Origin of the sequence: Priestia aryabhattai, assembly GCF_023715685.1 — a bacterium.
Classification (GTDB): Bacteria; Bacillota; Bacilli; order Bacillales; family Bacillaceae_H; genus Priestia; species Priestia aryabhattai_B.
Map to the genome: position 1 here is coordinate 865449 of NZ_JAMBOQ010000001.1, position 16217 is coordinate 881665.

At 38.3% G+C, this 16217-nt stretch carries 21 protein-coding genes and 1 riboswitch; of the genes, 5 read left to right on the forward strand and 16 right to left on the reverse strand.

The window, feature by feature from the left end; genetic code table 11:
* The first annotated feature begins 176 nt into the window (after positions 1-176).
* Positions 177-560: a rhodanese-like domain-containing protein gene (locus M3225_RS04460; protein ID WP_013059164.1), complete on the forward strand. Its 384-nt coding sequence runs from the start codon at positions 177-179 to the stop codon at positions 558-560.
* Positions 561-606: 46 nt separating this feature from the next.
* Here the strand turns inward: M3225_RS04460 and gcvPB are convergent, their stop codons facing one another.
* Genes gcvPB through gcvT form a run of 3 tightly spaced genes read right to left on the reverse strand, consistent with a single transcriptional unit; the run spans position 607 to position 4545 of the window.
* Positions 607-2085, reverse strand: a complete 1479-nt coding sequence (gene gcvPB / locus M3225_RS04465; protein WP_251391364.1) for an aminomethyl-transferring glycine dehydrogenase subunit GcvPB — start codon at positions 2083-2085, stop codon at positions 607-609.
* Positions 2078-3424, reverse strand: coding sequence for an aminomethyl-transferring glycine dehydrogenase subunit GcvPA (gene gcvPA / locus M3225_RS04470; protein ID WP_251391366.1), 1347 nt, complete (start codon positions 3422-3424; stop codon positions 2078-2080). The genes gcvPB and gcvPA overlap by 8 nt, the downstream gene beginning before the upstream one ends.
* A gap of 20 nt (positions 3425-3444) precedes the next feature.
* The gene (gene gcvT, locus M3225_RS04475; protein ID WP_251391368.1) at positions 3445-4545 is read right to left on the reverse strand and encodes a glycine cleavage system aminomethyltransferase GcvT; all 1101 of its coding nucleotides are present in this window, start codon (positions 4543-4545) and stop codon (positions 3445-3447) included.
* A 212-nt stretch (positions 4546-4757) separates the two neighbouring features.
* A riboswitch (glycine riboswitch) is annotated at positions 4758-4850 on the reverse strand.
* 180 nt (positions 4851-5030) lie between these two features.
* Here gcvT and M3225_RS04480 point away from each other — a divergent pair.
* Complete coding sequence (locus tag M3225_RS04480; RefSeq protein ID WP_251391370.1) at positions 5031-6704, forward strand: DEAD/DEAH box helicase; 1674 nt, start codon at positions 5031-5033, stop codon at positions 6702-6704.
* Positions 6691-7515 (forward strand): YqhG family protein, encoded by an 825-nt coding sequence (locus M3225_RS04485; RefSeq protein ID WP_116073644.1) that lies wholly within the window; start codon positions 6691-6693, stop codon positions 7513-7515. Before M3225_RS04480 ends, M3225_RS04485 begins: the two co-directional genes overlap by 14 nt.
* A 25-nt stretch (positions 7516-7540) precedes the next feature.
* Here the strand turns inward: M3225_RS04485 and M3225_RS04490 are convergent, their stop codons facing one another.
* The 9 genes from M3225_RS04490 to M3225_RS04530 form a co-directional block, all read right to left on the reverse strand.
* Entirely contained in the window at positions 7541-7726 is a 186-nt protein-coding gene (locus M3225_RS04490; protein WP_013059170.1) for a YqzE family protein, read from the reverse strand.
* 43 nt (positions 7727-7769) lie between these two features.
* Positions 7770-8144, reverse strand: a complete 375-nt coding sequence (gene comGG / locus M3225_RS04495; RefSeq protein WP_251391371.1) for a competence type IV pilus minor pilin ComGG — start codon at positions 8142-8144, stop codon at positions 7770-7772.
* Entirely contained in the window at positions 8134-8571 is a 438-nt protein-coding gene (gene comGF / locus M3225_RS04500; RefSeq protein WP_251391374.1) for a competence type IV pilus minor pilin ComGF, read from the reverse strand. Before comGF ends, comGG begins: the two co-directional genes overlap by 11 nt.
* On the reverse strand, positions 8568-8906 hold the full coding sequence (locus tag M3225_RS04505; RefSeq protein ID WP_251391375.1) for a type II secretion system protein: 339 nt from the start codon (positions 8904-8906) through the stop codon (positions 8568-8570). The genes comGF and M3225_RS04505 overlap by 4 nt, the downstream gene beginning before the upstream one ends.
* A complete protein-coding gene (gene comGD / locus M3225_RS04510; RefSeq protein WP_251391377.1) occupies positions 8890-9372 on the reverse strand; it encodes a competence type IV pilus minor pilin ComGD in 483 nt (160 codons plus the stop codon). Before comGD ends, M3225_RS04505 begins: the two co-directional genes overlap by 17 nt.
* Positions 9314-9625, reverse strand: coding sequence for a competence type IV pilus major pilin ComGC (comGC, locus tag M3225_RS04515; protein WP_251391378.1), 312 nt, complete (start codon positions 9623-9625; stop codon positions 9314-9316). The genes comGD and comGC overlap by 59 nt, the downstream gene beginning before the upstream one ends.
* Positions 9626-9639: 14 nt before the next feature.
* Positions 9640-10686 carry a competence type IV pilus assembly protein ComGB gene (gene comGB, locus M3225_RS04520; RefSeq protein ID WP_251391380.1) on the reverse strand — a complete coding sequence of 349 codons (1047 nt, stop codon included), beginning with the start codon at positions 10684-10686 and terminating at the stop codon, positions 9640-9642.
* On the reverse strand, positions 10677-11729 hold the full coding sequence (gene comGA / locus M3225_RS04525; protein WP_251391381.1) for a competence type IV pilus ATPase ComGA: 1053 nt from the start codon (positions 11727-11729) through the stop codon (positions 10677-10679). Before comGA ends, comGB begins: the two co-directional genes overlap by 10 nt.
* A gap of 268 nt (positions 11730-11997) precedes the next feature.
* Entirely contained in the window at positions 11998-12381 is a 384-nt protein-coding gene (locus M3225_RS04530) for a Spx/MgsR family RNA polymerase-binding regulatory protein (protein ID WP_217598386.1), read from the reverse strand.
* Between the two features lie 260 nt (positions 12382-12641).
* Between M3225_RS04530 and M3225_RS04535 the strand changes: the two genes are divergently transcribed.
* The gene (locus M3225_RS04535; protein WP_013059179.1) at positions 12642-12878 is read left to right on the forward strand and encodes a DUF2626 domain-containing protein; all 237 of its coding nucleotides are present in this window, start codon (positions 12642-12644) and stop codon (positions 12876-12878) included.
* 37 nt (positions 12879-12915) lie between these two features.
* Here the strand turns inward: M3225_RS04535 and M3225_RS04540 are convergent, their stop codons facing one another.
* Positions 12916-13548, reverse strand: coding sequence for an MBL fold metallo-hydrolase (locus M3225_RS04540; RefSeq protein ID WP_251391382.1), 633 nt, complete (start codon positions 13546-13548; stop codon positions 12916-12918).
* 208 nt (positions 13549-13756) lie between these two features.
* Between M3225_RS04540 and M3225_RS04545 the strand changes: the two genes are divergently transcribed.
* Positions 13757-13933 carry a DUF2759 domain-containing protein gene (locus M3225_RS04545; RefSeq protein WP_013059181.1) on the forward strand — a complete coding sequence of 59 codons (177 nt, stop codon included), beginning with the start codon at positions 13757-13759 and terminating at the stop codon, positions 13931-13933.
* A gap of 35 nt (positions 13934-13968) precedes the next feature.
* Here the strand turns inward: M3225_RS04545 and M3225_RS04550 are convergent, their stop codons facing one another.
* The 3 genes from M3225_RS04550 to M3225_RS04560 form a co-directional block, all read right to left on the reverse strand.
* On the reverse strand, positions 13969-14871 hold the full coding sequence (locus M3225_RS04550; RefSeq protein ID WP_251391383.1) for a M14 family metallopeptidase: 903 nt from the start codon (positions 14869-14871) through the stop codon (positions 13969-13971).
* A gap of 111 nt (positions 14872-14982) precedes the next feature.
* On the reverse strand, positions 14983-15951 hold the full coding sequence (locus tag M3225_RS04555; protein WP_251391384.1) for an ROK family glucokinase: 969 nt from the start codon (positions 15949-15951) through the stop codon (positions 14983-14985).
* Positions 15952-15953: 2 nt separating this feature from the next.
* A complete protein-coding gene (locus tag M3225_RS04560) occupies positions 15954-16160 on the reverse strand; it encodes a YqgQ family protein (RefSeq protein ID WP_028411617.1) in 207 nt (68 codons plus the stop codon).
* Between the last annotated feature and the right edge of the window lie 57 nt (positions 16161-16217).

The following is a 16217-nucleotide window of genomic DNA, read 5'->3' on the forward strand; positions in this document are numbered from 1 at the left end:
CCAAAAGATTGGGCTAAGGAAAAGCAAAGAGCAACATAAAACTGTGAATTCAAATGTGGTAGTTTTTTCATTTTCGGGAAGAAATCCGCTAGATTCAAGGCAAAATCGCTTTACTTCTAATTTCATTCACTTATATAATAAGAGTATGGATTTTGTCGAAGAAAGGAAGAATCAGCATGTCAGCAATTACAGCAGTACTCATTTTACTTGGAGTAATCATCATATACTCTGTCGTTATGTTCTTTTACCAACGTCGCATAATGAAAACGTTAACTGAAGAAGAATTTCGCACCGGCTACCGCAAAGCACAGCTAGTTGATATTCGCGAACCGAATGAATTCGAGAACGGACATATTTTAGGCGCACGAAATATTCCTCTTTCACAGTTCCGTATGCGCATTAAAGAATTTCGTCCAGATCAGCCAGTCTACATCTATTGTCAAAGCGGAATGCGCACAGGACGTGCAGCACAAATGCTTCGTCGCCACGGTGTCCAAGAAATCTATGATTTAAAAGGCGGCTTCAAAATGTGGAACGGTAAAGTAAAAAAGAAAAAATAATGGTATGTTATATAGAAAAACCTCGCCCAAAAGGCGAGGTTTTTTGTTAGACGTTTTGAACAGCCTGTTCTTTCTGATAACGAAGGACTGGTTTTCTCGCTGCCAGCGTTTCGTCAAGGCGCTTCACAACCGTTGTATGCGGAGCTTCCTGCACGACTTCAGGCGTCTCTTCTGCTTCTTTTGCAATTTGAATCATCGCATCGATAAACGCGTCTAGCGTTTCTTTCGACTCCGTTTCCGTTGGTTCGATCATCATGCACTCTTCTACGATAAGCGGGAAGTAGATAGTCGGCGGATGATAGCCGAAATCAAGCAATCGTTTTGCGATATCCAATGTGCGCACGCCAAGCTTTTTCTGACGTTTTCCTGATAAAACAAATTCGTGCTTACAGTGACGGTCAAACGGCAGCTCATAGTGTTCTGCTAAACGACGCATCATATAGTTGGCATTTAACACGGCATTTTCCGTTACGGCTTTTAAGCCGTCTGGACCCATTGAACGAATATACGTATAAGCGCGAACGTTGATACCGAAGTTTCCGTAAAACGGCTTTACGCGTCCAATTGACTGAGGACGGTTATAATCAAAGTGATAGCCTTGTTCTGTTTTTACCAGCACTGGTTTAGGCAGATACGGAATTAAATCTGCTTTTACACCTACCGGGCCAGAACCAGGGCCTCCACCTCCATGAGGACCTGTAAAAGTTTTATGAAGGTTTAAATGAACAACGTCAAACCCCATATCTCCAGGACGAGCTTTACTTAATACTGCGTTTAAATTTGCACCATCATAATAGAGCTTGCCACCTGCTGCGTGAACGATTTCCGCCATTTCTAAAATATCTTCTTCAAATAACCCTAGCGTATTTGGATTTGTCAACATTAAAGCAGCTGTATCAGCTCCTACTACGCGGCGTAAATCCTCTAAGTCCACTAAGCCATGTTCATTTGATTTCACCGTTACCGTTTCAAATCCTGCAACTGTTGCCGAAGCCGGGTTCGTTCCGTGAGCTGAGTCTGGAACAATGACTTTTGTTCGCTGCGTCTCACCATTTGCTTCGTGATAGGCACGAATCATCATAAGTCCGGTCCACTCGCCATGAGCACCTGCTGCTGGCTGAAGTGTTACTTCATCCATTCCTGTAATTTCTGTTAAATGCTCTTGTAAATCATATAGAAGTTCGAGAGCACCTTGAACCGTTTGCTCATCTTGAAGCGGATGGATATGCGCAAATCCAGGAATGCGTGCTGCTTGTTCATTCACTTTTGGATTATATTTCATCGTACATGAACCAAGCGGATAAAATCCTGAATCCACTCCGTGATTTCGTTTTGAAAGCGCTGTGTAATGACGCATAATATCAAGTTCTGATACTTCAGGAAGCTCAGGAGCTTCTGTACGCACATACGCTTTTCCAAGCAGTTCTTCAGCATTTACTTGCGGCACATCTAATTCAGGCAATGAATAGCCGATTCGCCCTTCTTTACTGCTTTCAAAAATAAGTGATTGATTTTGATTAAGCATGAAGATCCCCCAATTCATTTACAAGTTGGTCAATTTCCTCTTTTGTACGGAGCTCTGTAAAAGCAAGCAGCATATGATTTTCAAGCGCTTGGTTATCACGGCTAAGATCATAACCGCCAATTATTTTTGATGCTAATAAATGATTGTTTGCTTCTGTTACCGAAACAGGAAGCTTCACGACTAATTCGTTAAAAAACGGTCCTTCAAATGCTACATTTATCCCTTTTGCCTTTAACGCTTCATATGCATAATGCGTTTTTGATAAGTTTTGCAGCGCCATTTCTTTTACACCTTGCTTACCTAAAGCTGTCATTGCAACTGATGCCGCTAAAGCATTTAACGCTTGATTTGAACAAATGTTAGACGTCGCTTTATCGCGGCGTATATGCTGTTCACGAGCTTGAAGGGTTAAAACAAACCCTCGCTTACCGTTTTCATCCACAGTTTGCCCTACTAATCGCCCTGGAATTTTTCGCATAAGCTTAGACGTAGTTGCAAAGTATCCGCAGTGTGGACCTCCAAATTGACTTGGAATACCAAATGGCTGTGCATCTCCAATAACAATATCCGCTCCGAAGTCTCCAGGAGGTGTCAATAAGCCTAATGACAAAGGATTACTGGAAACAACAAACATGCATTTTTCTTGATGAGTAATTTCTTCAATTTCTTTTAACGGCTCGATTTGCCCGTAGAAATTTGGATATTGGACAATAACAGCTGCCACGTCATTTCCCATCTCTTTTTCTAATGCAATCATATCTGTTATGCCGTCTGCTGCAGGGATTTCTACCACTTCAATGTATTGACCCTTCGCATACGTTTTTAAAACATCTTTTGACTCAGGGTGAACGGCCGCAGAGACAAGTACTTTTTTCTTTTTGGTTTGACCCGCACTAAGCATAGCGGCTTCTGCTAAAGCAGTTCCTCCGTCATACATAGAAGAATTGGCCACGTCCATTCCCGTTAACTCACAAATCATTGTTTGAAATTCAAAGATGGCCTGAAGTTCTCCTTGAGAAATTTCTGGTTGATATGGAGTATAGGCCGTATAAAATTCCGAACGAGAAATAACATGATCAACAATAACCGGCATGTAATGATCATAAACCCCTGCTCCTAAAAAAGAAGAATAGTCTTTTAAATGAGCATTTTTAGCAGCCATATTATTTAATTCTTTTAATAGCTGAGGCTCTGAAGCAGCTTTTTTAATATTGTATTCTCCTTGAAAACGAACGCGCTGCGGAATATCTGAAAATAAATCATCAACAGATGAAACACCAATTGCTGCTAACATTTGCTGCTGATCTTGTTCTGTCATTGGTAAATAGCGATGTAACATGTTAAATTCCTCCCCAAAGCTTACTTTGAACGTTTATAAAAAGGTGTTGAAACCACTTTTGCCTTTAAGCGTTTTTTTCGAACCTGCACTTCCACTTCTTGACCAAGCTCTGAATACTCTGCTGATAATAGCGCTAAACCGATGTTTTTCTTTAGTGTAGGTGACTGTGTACCTGTTGTCACAAACCCAATTTGCTCTTCGTCTGCAAATACTTCGTAACCGTGTCGTGGTATACCTTTATCAATCATTTCAATTCCTACTAATTTACGAGGCGCTCCGCTTTCACGCTGTTCTTTTAGCACTTCTTTTCCAATAAAGCTGTCTTTGTTTGTTTTTACTGCAAATCCAATTCGAGCTTCAATTGGCGTAATATCTTTTGAAAGCTCTTGGCCATATAAAGCCAAAGTAGCTTCAAAACGAAGTGTATCGCGAGCTCCTAATCCGCAAGGCAACACACCGTCAGCACTGCCTGCTTCTAAAATAGCCGTCCACAAGTGAGAGGCGTCAGCTGAAGAACAGTAAATTTCAAATCCATCTTCTCCGGTATATCCTGTACGTGAAACAAGAGCTTTTACATTCGCTACTTCTACATCATCAGCAAATGTAAATGGCTTTAATAAAGATAAGTTTTCGTTCGTTAAAGTTTGTAGAACTTTTTCTGCTAAAGGACCTTGTAAAGCTAGCTGTGCAATTTCATCAGATTGATTAACGAGCGTTACATCTCCTTGTTTGTGAGACGCTAACCACTCATAGTCTTTTTGAATATTAGCAGCATTTACGACTAGCAAATACTCTTGATCTGCTTTTTTATAAATAAGCAAATCATCTACCGTGCCTCCGTCTTCATAACACATAGCCGTATACTGCGCTTTTCCATCTACGAGAGTAGAAGCGTCATTTGTCATCGTGTGCTGAAGAAAAGCTAAGCTATCAGCTCCTGTTACAAGAATTTCTCCCATATGAGAAACATCAAAAAGACCTGCCTTTGTACGTACAGCTTCATGCTCTTCTTTAATAGAAGAAAATTGAACTGGAAGAGCCCATCCACCAAAATCAATTGTTTTGGCACCATATTTTTGATAGGTATCATAAAGCGGCGTTTTGTTTAATTCTGTTGTCATATTCATGTCCTCCTCTTTTTCACGTGAAACTTTTCATAACGGGGAGTTTTCAAATAGTGTGGGGATCACTATGTATCCAAACAAAAAAGGACAGAAAACCCCCTACTGTATTTAGTAGGAAGTCTCTGTCCTTTTCACCTGAAAGTTTACCTATAAACAAATAGGTTTGCCTCGTGGGTGGTCTATAAACGCATAGACACTCTCCAGAGCTGCGTCAAACAAGAGTCTTTTTGCCTGAGAGATTCACAATTTTATTGCTTGCTCCTTCGGCGCTACATTCAAGTAGTCTCTCCCCGTGTCATCATTCGCTTCTATAAAGTTGGTAAAGTTGGGCATACTACTGAAAGATGTATCTATCTTTATTCACACAATCATTTGTAAAGTGCTAATCTATTTTCTTTTTAAAATTTTCTAAATATATTTTTATCCTACCTGATTCTTATCATTTGTTCAATAAAAATTTTTCACAAAGGAGCATTTTTATTATGAAAGTGAAATTAAACATTGATGAAACATGGGAAGCGGCCTTCTCGACTAAATTGGAGCAAGACGGCCCTTGGTCTGCATGGGATTTGTATAAGCTTGCCTATGAAATAGAAGACCAAACGCTTATCTCAGAATTTGAAGGACTACAAAGCCCAAAACACCTAGCCGATTTAACGCCGCTTCCTCATCAGCTCGAAGTAGCCAAACAAGTAGTTGAAACAATGAATGGGAAAGCCATTTTAGCAGATGAAGTAGGACTTGGGAAAACGATTGAAGCGGGGTTAATTTTAAAGGAATATATGATTCGCGGACTTGTTAAAAAAGTTCTCATTTTAGTTCCAGCTTCGCTTGTTTCACAATGGGCTATGGAATTGAATCAAAAATTTTATATTCCCGCAGTCCCTCAAAGAAAATCATATGTGTGGGATCAGTGTGACATCGTTGTGTCTTCAATTGATACAGCAAAACGTTCTCCTCACCGAGAAATTGTGCTAGAACAAGACTACGACCTCATCATCATTGATGAAGCTCATAAACTCAAAAACAACAAAACAAAAAACTATGAATTTGTTCAAAGTCTGAAGAAGAAATTTTGTCTGTTGCTAACCGCAACACCAATTCAAAATCGAATTGAAGAAATTTTTAATTTAGTCTCTCTTTTGAAGCCTGGACATCTCGGCAATAAAGACTATTTTGAAGAGTTATTTTCTGCTAAAAAACGTTCTTTGCAAAATGATGAATACTTAAAAGAGCTTGTTAACAAAGTTATGATTCGAAATCGCCGCCACGACACGGGTATCGAATGGACAAAGCGAATTGTTCAAACCATTCCTGTCGAATTTTCACCAAAAGAACGCGAACTATACGATGCGATTACGTCTTTTAAAGGAAACGGGCTTCACCCTTCAAGCGCTTTTTCAATTTTAACCTTGCAGCGAGAAGCCTGCAGCAGCCGTGAAGCTGTGTATATGACCTTAAAAAACATGCTGGAACGTCAAGAAGATCAAAACAGCGCATTAACGGAACATATGATTACTCCGTTAATGGAATTACTTCAGCAAGTGCCGCAAAATGCAAAAGCAGAAAAAGTGCTAGAACTCGTTCAAAAAATTGATGACAAAGTTATTATTTTCACTGAGTATAGAGCAACTCAGCTGTATTTACAGTGGTATTTAAAACAGCATGGAATTACCTCTGTACCGTTTAGAGGAGGATTTAAGCGAGGTAAAAAAGACTGGATGAAGCAGCTTTTTGAAAGCCACGCGCAAGTATTTATTGCCACTGAAGCGGGCGGAGAAGGAATCAACCTTCAGTTTTGTCATCATATCATTAACTATGATCTACCGTGGAATCCAATGCGTCTAGAACAGCGAATTGGAAGGGTCCATCGTTTAGGTCAAAAACATGATGTTCACATTTACAATTTAGCAATTCAACATACGGTCGAAGAACATATTTTAAAATTGTTATACGAAAAAATAAATCTTTTTGAACGAGTTGTTGGAGAGTTAGATGATATTTTAACAAAGCTTGATTTAAAAAATATCGAAGAGCATATTCAAGATATTTTATTTCATTCACGGAGTGAAGGAGAAATAAAAATCAAAATGGAGAACTTGACGTCTATTATTCAATACGAAGACAGCGAGGAGGATCAGCATGCAGCAAACTGATATTCATCAATTTTTAAAACGTTATTTTCTAGCTAATAATTGTTCTATTGTAACAGAAACACCGTCTTATCTGACGGTTCAATTAACGATTGAACTCGATAAAGAATTGATGAATCGTCCATTTTATTGGCACTATATTGAAAAGACAGGAGGAGAAGCAACTCCTGCTTCCCTCACTTTCATTACAGACCCAGCATTTGAAGACGATTCCGTTCAAGGAGAACGAATTCATTTTGGTTCACCTAGGCTGCACCAAATTTTCGCTTCTACTCAAAAGCTAGGCGGGTTTATTCACTTGTATGAACAAGTTGCATCAGCTCAGCCAACAAATCAGCCTTTACACCCTTGGCTTGCATTAAATATTAAAGTCTCGTACAAATGCGATCGTAAAAAAGATGAGCTCTTGTCGCTTGGCATTAATTTAATCAATGGACAAATTATTGAATCATTTCATGAATTAATCATTAATCAAAATTTGTCATCTAAAATCTCAGACTATTGCTTTACTCTCTCACCTTTTATTAAACCTAAAAGTGCGATCGCACGACTCACATCATATGTGACTGACTATGTTAAAGCTCAGCCAACTGAATGGGCTGAAAAAGCGCAGGAGAGATGGTATGAAGACTTAGCGCTTCTTGATCATTTTTACGAAACAGCAGAAGAGCTGCCAGAAATATATATGACAGAAAAAACAGCGCTTCAAGAACTGTACGAACCAACTATATTATTTAAGTTTATAAACGGTGGCTTATTTTACATATCGCCCGAAACGATGTCTCGTCAATTTAACAAAACACAAGCCGGTTAAAAAGAAAGATGAGCATATCATATGCTCATCTTTCTTTTTTCTTTCGATACCACAGCATAAACGACAGCGGAATCATCCCAAACCATCTGTTTGCAAAAGGTGCTCGCTCTTCTTTTTTTTGAATCTTTTTCGTTTTCCTTTCTTCTTTTGGCTGATCCATATATTGTACAAATTGCTGAGTCATATATTTTACATAATCATTCGTTTTCATATAATCATCTCCTCAGCACTATTATATCCGGAGAGAAAGAGACTTAATCCGTCCACTTCACAATGTGTTGATCCTTTTTTTGAATATATGCCGTTTCCGTCAATGCTCTTCCTTGCAATGTTTGACACCTTATTTTTAGGATAATTATCTGTTCATCTTCACTTACTACTTCGTATGAAACCGTACCAGTTTCTAATACTAAAGGTGCAGATGGGGATTTATTATGTTCTTTTATTTCTTTTTTCACATGTACAACCGCATTTTCTAAAAGATGCTGCAGACGATTTTTCTGTTCTACTTCTTGATAAAATGAACTTTTCGTCACAAAATATGTGGTTTGCTGAGCTACTAACAGAAGAAAAAGCGCACAAAATGCTAAAACAACCGGTAGAATAAATCCTTGCTCGTTACGTTTCATAAGCAAGCATCAAAAACGTCGTAATGGTTTCTTCTCTGACTTTGTTAAAACCGTCTGTTGAACGAATCAGCAGCCTTTCCTTTTGCTGTTCATACATAATATTCTTAATATGCTGCAGCACAACTTCATGGCCACTTTCATCCACTCGTCTTCTTATCTTGTCTTCATAGCGTTCATAAGTGATGATCTGGTTATTTTCCATTTTCAAAGTAAGAGTAGTCGCATGAATTCCCACTTCTTTTGCTTCTCGATATTCCATAGCAAGTTGATTCACAAAAATTTCCCACTCCATTTCATTCATACTAAAGTCTGGATTATATGTTTGCTTGGCTAGCGGAATGATAATGGGCAAAAACGAAACGATGATCAAAAAAAGAGTAAAACTGACTAACATCTCCACAAGCGTAAAGCCTTTTTCACTTTTCACTTTAACATCACATCACACTTCTTTTTCATTTTCTCAGTGGAATCTGTCCATTCTACACAAAGCTTTTGAGTACTCTCTCCGTTCCACTTCAGATAAAACGCAACGTTTTCTTTTACGATTTTTTCTCGCCGTTTATATCCTGCTTCATATTTATATTTCAATAGCTCTTCGTGCAAGATAGCATCAGCTTGGTACGAAACATATTGCTTCTTTTCTGCTTCCTTCATCTGAACATACAAAGGAATAATTGTACCGGTTAGGAGTAGAAGCATGCTAAATGAAACAAGCATTTCTAACAGCGTATAGCCCTGCTGACCCTTACATCTTGTCCACATAAAAACGGCCTCTACCTATTTGAAAAGTAACTTTGTATTTGAATTTTTGGTTGTTAATAAAAATGGTCTTTGCTTGAGAAATATTTCCGTTTTTGTTGTATTGTATCGTGGAATTTCCGCTTCCAAACGCGATATGAATGGTGGAGTCATAGGTGCGTTTATAAAGAACGGCTCGAGAATCAGAAACAATATATTCTGTTCCCTTCGATGCGAAGCTAATTTTAATTGGAGATTCTCGGTTCATGGCTGTCTGCTGCACATAAAACGTGTCGCTTTGCAGCTGTCGCAAGAATAATGTGATTTTGTAATATTCCACAAGCGGCCGAATGGTTACGATAATGGAAAACATCATCACTTGCACAATAAATAAAACCATTAGCATTTCAATGAGAGTGAATCCTTTTTGCTTAAGAAGAACCACTAGCTGTAACCTTTCCGGTACCGTCAATTTGAATAGCTTGACCATTTGGACATACGGTGCCTTCTTTTAAGTAGCCTCCTGCTTCAAGCTCTTCTAGGCTTGGTGTTTCGCCGTTTTCAAGTTCATATACTTGTACCTCAGCCTCTACGGTTTTGACAAGAGCCGAGCAGCCTTTGTTGTTAATAACAGTATTATGCTTTAACACATTTGGAATCATAATGAGCAAAAGCACGGTAATAACAAGCATAACAATTAACATTTCAATAAGAGTAAATCCTTTATTACCTTTTAGAATCATATTCTTTCACCTTTCTACAAGCTCGACATCACTTCTAACATCGGAAGCATAACAGACATATACATAAGCAGAATGACAATCCCGATGAATAAAAATGTAAGTGGCTGTACATATTTTAAAATACGAAAAATAAATTGTTCCATTCTTTCCATCATAAATAAACTGTAATCATACAGCTCTTGAGAAAGCTCACCGTTCTGCTGTCCATGCACAATAACTTGAGCCAAGTCTTTTTCATAATGAGATTTAGCTGAGACGATATGATCTAGTCGCATTCCTGAGGAAAGTTGATCTGTAAAAGCAAAAGCTTCTACTTGAAAAAATGGATGATGCTCCTGCTTTTGAAAAAGAGCAAAGCATTCATAAATAGATAAACCGCCGTTTAATAAATTGCTCATATGAACAGAAAAAAAGTAAGAGTTAAATAGCCTTGTGAATGTTCGGATAACGGGAACTCTCATAAAAAGCTGCATTTGAACTACTGGAGGCAATTTTTTGATATAAATCACATAAAACAAAGAGAGGATGATTGGCATACTGATGACTACAGGTAACACAAAAGGAAAGAGCGACATCCCCTTCATAAACAGGAGGATAAACGAAGACTGTTTGTTTCCAAAGGATAAGTACAGAGCTTCAAACTGTGGAAGTAGAACCGTACTTAAAACAAACAAAACCGAAAGAATAAACAGGAGTAGCAACACGGGATATTGAACAAGCTTTTGAAATTTCTTACGATGCCTTACTTTTTCTTCAATCATTGAGCTACTTTCTTTTAAAGCAAATTGAAGATTTCCATGCTGTTCCGCAAAATATAAATAGCTTAAAATATCACGGTGAAACTGAAGTTTAACAAAAGCATCGTGTAAAGATTCTCCTCGTTTTAATTGTTCAAGACATTTTTCAATATCCGTTTTTTCTTTTTTAGATACTTGAAACGTCAAAAACGAAAGAGCTTGAGAAAGAGTGTATCCTTTCTCTAAAAGTTTAGAGACCTGCTTAAGAATTTTAGCTTGCTGAGCAAGAGACCACCTTTTTTGTCTGTTTGTCTTTACCCCCATCCGTCTAGCGAATGCGGATATAAATAGCCAAGCGCGATTCCTTTCAGAATAACATCTCGGAGCGTTTTATAATCATAATCCGCATTTTCTCCTTTCACTTCTCTCATCACTGCGCTAAGCTCCTTGCCGTAAAGCAATTCATATATACTGGACTGACGATGCTTCCTCATTTTTTTACATACGGGGTGGCATTTTCCGGGACACAGCGGACAGCGAATTTCTACAAGGCGCTGCGCGGCTACTGCTACAAGAGTCTGTTCCATTTCTTGAAAGCTAACTCCAAACTCAAGCAGCCTGTACAAAGAGCCTTTTGTATCTTTAGTATGCATCGTTGTCAGAACCAAGTGCCCGGTAAGCGCCGCTCTCACAGCAATTTTGGCTGTCTCACTATCTCTTATTTCTCCCACCATGATAATGTCTGGGTCATGGCGCAATATGGCTTTTAAACCACTCGTGTACGTAATCCCTGCGCGTTCATTTACCTGAACTTGAAGCACGGTTTCACTCGGTTTTTCAATAGGATCTTCTAGAGTAATGACATTTCGATTTAAAAGGTGTTTTACTTCGTGTAAAAGAGTATATAAAGTAGTGGTTTTACCTGATCCTGTAGGACCGGTAAAAATAATCAATCCATGAGAGAATTTCAAGAGAGAAATAAGCTTTTTAGTATGTTCAGGAAAAAGAGATAAATGTTTGAGAGATGTAGATTGTTGATGCGGTAAAAGCCTAATAACAAGACTTTCATCATGAGAAGTAGGAAGAGTCGATAAACGCAGATTTACTTGGTAGTGATCAATGGAAGTGGTCAAGGCACCATTTTGAGGTTTTCTTCGCTCACCAATATCCATTCCTCCTAAAAATTTAAAATGCGAAATGAGCCGTTCAGACATTTCCTTCGAAATGACTCTCTTTAAAATAAGCTCCTGGTCAATTCGCAGCTGAATCACAGCATCTTTCTTTCGGGGCACAATATGCACATCAGAACTTCGGCACTCACATGCATCTCGTATAACGTAAGTAGCAAACTGTTCAATTTCGGTCAAACGATCATCGCTCCTTTATTTGTAATAAAGATGATTGTTAAAACATCTAGAACAGTAATTTCGACCTTTTTCGAGATTTCCCTCCTTCTTTTTTTATTTTTTATAAATTTTTTAGTATACGTTTCTTTTTTTCGTTTCAATCCTTGTACACAGTGTACAACTTCTGTACACCTCTAAACGATTACATAAAAAAAAGACAACGTGATGTAAACTCTACGCTGTCGTTTTATTCGGTATTTACTAAATTGAGCTTTTTTATCATGTACGCTTACACAACTAGAGACGCAAGACTTGTTTTTTTCTTGACTAAATTTTTAAGAGCGGATTCGTTATAGCCTACTACAAGCTTTTTGCCATCTGTTAAAATTGGTCGGCGAAGCAAACGGGGATGCTCAATTAATAGATTGACTACTTCTGATAACGTCATGCTGTCCACATCAACATTTAACTTTTTATATTCTTGACTCCTTTTAGCAAGAAGTTCATCCATCCCTTCTGTTGTCATGGAAAGAAGTTCAAGCATTTCTTTATGAGTAGGTGTTTCTCTAAATAAATGACGCTCTTTAAAATTTATATCTTCCTTCACTAACCACTTTTTCGTTTTACGACAAGATGTACAGCTCGGGTACGTATAAAATTTAATTTCTTCCATATGAAACCCTCCCGTTTTTTAGTTATAGTTTGTTTATATATATTGTACATGTTTTGTATAACATTTGTATAGAATTTCGCACACGTTTTGTATAACTTTTTTCTTCTGTCGTATTTCAAGGAAAAGATAGCGTTTTCAGGAAAGGAAGGATGTATTATAATGGAAAAGTATCGATATAGTTTCATAAGTGCTTTCTAGTGCTTACACAACGATGACATTCATCATGACACTAACTAAGTGTGATAAAGGAGGAAATGGACGTGGAAAGAATGTACCGTGTAATGGGGTTCTGGACAGCAATTTTTACTGTAATGTTTTACCTCGGTCACATGCATAAGACTTCTTTACTCTTTTTAGCTCAAACAGGCTTTTTTGTAATTCTTAGTTATTTAAAGCTGTCTGAAAGAATGTACATTTACGTTTTCGGAGCATATTTGACCGTCTTTTTTGTGGGGTTCACGTACTGGTCAACTTTTATGATGACACCAGGACAGTAAAGAGAAAAGCGATGGGCTTCCATCGCTTTTTGTATTCTTAAAAACCATTTAGAAAAGGATTTTGATCCATTTCGTGTCCCACAGTTGTTTCAGGTCCGTGACCGCTTAGTACAAGCGTATCTTCTGGAAGGGACAGCAATTTCGATTCGATGCTTTCTAACAGCTGAGCTTGATTACCTCCAGGTAAATCTGTGCGTCCGATGCCGCCTGCAAAAAGCGCGTCACCAGATACTACAAAGTTACCCGGTTTGAAATAATATGAAACGCTGCCAGGAGAATGACCAGGCGTTTCATACACCTCAAATTGGAATGAACCGATTGTTAAATTGCCTTCGGATGAAATAATATCGGTTGCATCTGGAGCTGTGATTTCTCCTAAGTCAAAAAATTTCGAACCGTTTAAGTCACTATTATGAAGCCATTCTTTTTCGTTTTTATGTACATAAAGCGGGATAGAGTAGTGATTCTTCATCTCCTCTACTCCTCCAATGTGATCGAAATGAGCGTGTGTCAGCAAAATAGCTAATGGTTTATACGTTTGTTTTTCGAGAAATTCAACCAGCTGTTTTCCCTGAGCTCCCGGATCAAAAATTAAACATTCTCTTTTTTCGTTAGCAACGACGTAACAATTCGTTTGAATAGGTCCTAGCGGTATACGATGATAGTTCATAATGTGTCCTCCTTGTAAAATTTATTTCCGTTATATGCATTATCATACACACATCATCTTATAAATGAAAGTAAGGACCATTCTAAGCCAAAGAAGCGAAAGAAAGATTGGTTTTCATCTCGACAAACGGTTAGAAAAGTTTTACAATTAAAGGGATAAGCTAATGATAGCGCTTTAATTTTAAGTTGCCTAAAGGAGGTTCCTTCGAGTGGGTCTTATGATTATTTTTGCACTAACAACATTGCTAGGCGTATTTGCAGCTATTTCATCTTTTAGAAATAAAAACATATTAGGCATTGGTTTTTCGGTACTAACATTCGGTGTATTCGGATGGTTTACCGTGATGACCATTATACATCACGGCTATCCGGCGGTACATCATTAAAAAAGCCATGCAAAGCAGATGCTTTGCATGGCTTTTTAAATAGATAGATAATCCATTGCCGCAACTAAAATAGCCCTGGTCGGATTATACACGCGCGATATTTGAGATAAAGGCAGCGGATTAATTCCTTTCCCCAGTTCTAAGGTGAACCCCAGCTTTTTCTTTTCTAAAATAAACCAATCCTTAAATCCCGCGTGACTATCAATCGTTTTAACTGCTTTATAACCACTTACCCTTTCAAAATAGCTTGCTATTTCCTCTGCTTCCTCCGGCTCTTCATTCATATACCCCCAATAAAATTCTTCTCCTTGGGTATGTAAAGCAATCACACAATCAAAATCATGACGCTCAACGAGTTTTACCATTGCCTGAGCTTCAGGTTCAGAGAGAGATTCATAGCCTGGAAAATCTCGATAATGCGGCGCTTTAGGTTCTTTACGCTTTTTTTCGATTTCCCAATAAGCTGGAAACTGATTGTTTAAGTCCACCCCTCGGATATTTGCTTTCCAACTTTGAAAATCTGGAAAATCTCTCCCTATTTTAGAAAGAAAAGACGCATAAGGTTCACTTACAGCAGGACCTTTTAAGACCAGATCTACTCCGTCTGGGTTAACAACCGGAACCGCAGAAAGCGTAATTTGATCAAAAAGAGCTCTTGCATCCTGCCCATTTAACGCCTGGTCATAGTGAAGAGCAGCTAAATAATCTTCAATAAACTGTAGAAGAACATTCGTGGTAATCCATTCATTAGCATGAAAAGACGCATTAATATGAACCTTTCTCTCTCCGTTTCCAATTAAAATATGAGGGATCGGCTTTCCAAGTACGCTGCACCCTATCCATTCAAGAGAACCATAGGGATAATACGTCAAAAGTGTTTGTATATCTTTTATTGTTCGCGTGTAATCGTATGGCTTTTGGATATCTACAACTCGCATAATCTTCACTCCTTTACACTATGTATATGTAAAGATTAAAAAGATACATGATAAAAAAGCGCTTTGACATTTAGTCAAAGCGCTTTTTTATCTCAGTTGGATTCTTGCTTATTATTCAAAATAAGATTTAACTAACCAAGCTCCTCCAATAATTCCCGCATCATTTCCTAAAGTAGCAATTGCTAGTTCAGCACCTTGCGCTACGCGAGGAAATGCAAAACGTTTGAAATAATCTCTTACCGGTGTAAGTAATACCTCGCCTGCACGAGACACACCACCGCCTAGAACGATCTTCTCAGGGTTTAATGCATTAGCAGAGTTTGCTAGTGCTAGACCTAAATGAAAGGCAACTTTGTCTACAACATGCATAGCTAACTCGTCTTTTGAACGAGCTGCATCAAATACATCTTTAGATGTGACTTGTCCATTTTGCTCTAACACTGTACGAAGCTCACTTGGTTTGTCCGTTTCCGTTAATTCTTCCATTGTTAAACGTACAATTCCAGTTGCTGAAGCAATTGTTTCTAAACAGCCGGTTTTGCCGCAGTTACATGGCGCTCCGCCTTCAGGAATAGATGTGATGTGGCCGATCTCACCAGCTGCTCCATTTACACCTTGTACAATTTCACCGTTGGCAATGACACCGCCACCAACACCTGTGCCAAGCGTAACACAAAGCAAATCTTTTGCTCCGTCTCCAGCACCTTTCCACATTTCTCCAATCGCTGCAATGTTTGCATCATTGTCTACCACAACAGGAAGAGAAGTTTCTACTTCCAAGATATCTTTGATAGGAAACTTTTCCCACCCTAAATTGACAGCTACTTCAATCGAACCGTTTGCAAAGTTGACAGGCCCCGGTGCACCAATACCAATTCCCACTAACCTTGACTTTACTTCTCCAAGATCGTTTAACTTTTTATCAATTGCTTTTGCAATATCCGTTGGAATTTTACGGCCTTGCTCGCTCACATCCGTATTGATTTCCCACTTGTGAATGATTTCTCCATAATGATTAATAAAGGCCATTTTTATTGTTGTACCGCCTAAATCAACTCCAACTAACCATTTGTCATCCATGTTCATTCATCCTTTTTCTCTTTTTGTTGTTTTAACTCTCGACGAAGCAAAAGAATTGCCATTTGATAATCACGTACATCAATCAAATTAGACTGATATAACTCTTTCACTTCCGCTTCCATCAGCTCTAAATCAGCAGTACGATCGCCCACGTATATAAAAATGCCGAAGGACTTTAATAATTGTTGTACATCATATAACGTATTCATTCTGTCACCTTTATCCTATTTTCTAGGTGATATGATTCATTTATTTTGAGATAACTC

Bases quoted from the DNA above. Each gene is read 5' to 3' on its own strand.
- M3225_RS04460 (WP_013059164.1), top strand. From the start codon at position 177: ATGTCAGCAATTACAGCAGTACTCATTTTACTTGGAGTAATCATCATA.
- gcvPB (WP_251391364.1), bottom strand. From the start codon at position 2,085: ATGCTTAATCAAAATCAATCACTTATTTTTGAAAGCAGTAAAGAAGGG.
- gcvPA (WP_251391366.1), bottom strand. From the start codon at position 3,424: ATGTTACATCGCTATTTACCAATGACAGAACAAGATCAGCAGCAAATG.
- gcvT (WP_251391368.1), bottom strand. From the start codon at position 4,545: ATGACAACAGAATTAAACAAAACGCCGCTTTATGATACCTATCAAAAA.
- M3225_RS04480 (WP_251391370.1), top strand. From the start codon at position 5,031: ATGAAAGTGAAATTAAACATTGATGAAACATGGGAAGCGGCCTTCTCG.
- M3225_RS04485 (WP_116073644.1), top strand. From the start codon at position 6,691: ATGCAGCAAACTGATATTCATCAATTTTTAAAACGTTATTTTCTAGCT.
- M3225_RS04490 (WP_013059170.1), bottom strand. From the start codon at position 7,726: ATGAAAACGAATGATTATGTAAAATATATGACTCAGCAATTTGTACAA.
- comGG (WP_251391371.1), bottom strand. From the start codon at position 8,144: ATGAAACGTAACGAGCAAGGATTTATTCTACCGGTTGTTTTAGCATTT.
- M3225_RS04505 (WP_251391375.1), bottom strand. From the start codon at position 8,906: ATGTGGACAAGATGTAAGGGTCAGCAGGGCTATACGCTGTTAGAAATG.
- comGD (WP_251391377.1), bottom strand. From the start codon at position 9,372: ATGGTCAAGCTATTCAAATTGACGGTACCGGAAAGGTTACAGCTAGTG.
- comGC (WP_251391378.1), bottom strand. From the start codon at position 9,625: ATGATTCTAAAAGGTAATAAAGGATTTACTCTTATTGAAATGTTAATT.
- comGB (WP_251391380.1), bottom strand. From the start codon at position 10,686: ATGGGGGTAAAGACAAACAGACAAAAAAGGTGGTCTCTTGCTCAGCAA.
- M3225_RS04530 (WP_217598386.1), bottom strand. From the start codon at position 12,381: ATGGAAGAAATTAAATTTTATACGTACCCGAGCTGTACATCTTGTCGT.
- M3225_RS04540 (WP_251391382.1), bottom strand. From the start codon at position 13,548: ATGAACTATCATCGTATACCGCTAGGACCTATTCAAACGAATTGTTAC.
- M3225_RS04550 (WP_251391383.1), bottom strand. From the start codon at position 14,871: ATGCGAGTTGTAGATATCCAAAAGCCATACGATTACACGCGAACAATA.
- M3225_RS04555 (WP_251391384.1), bottom strand. From the start codon at position 15,951: ATGGATGACAAATGGTTAGTTGGAGTTGATTTAGGCGGTACAACAATA.
- M3225_RS04560 (WP_028411617.1), bottom strand. From the start codon at position 16,160: ATGAATACGTTATATGATGTACAACAATTATTAAAGTCCTTCGGCATT.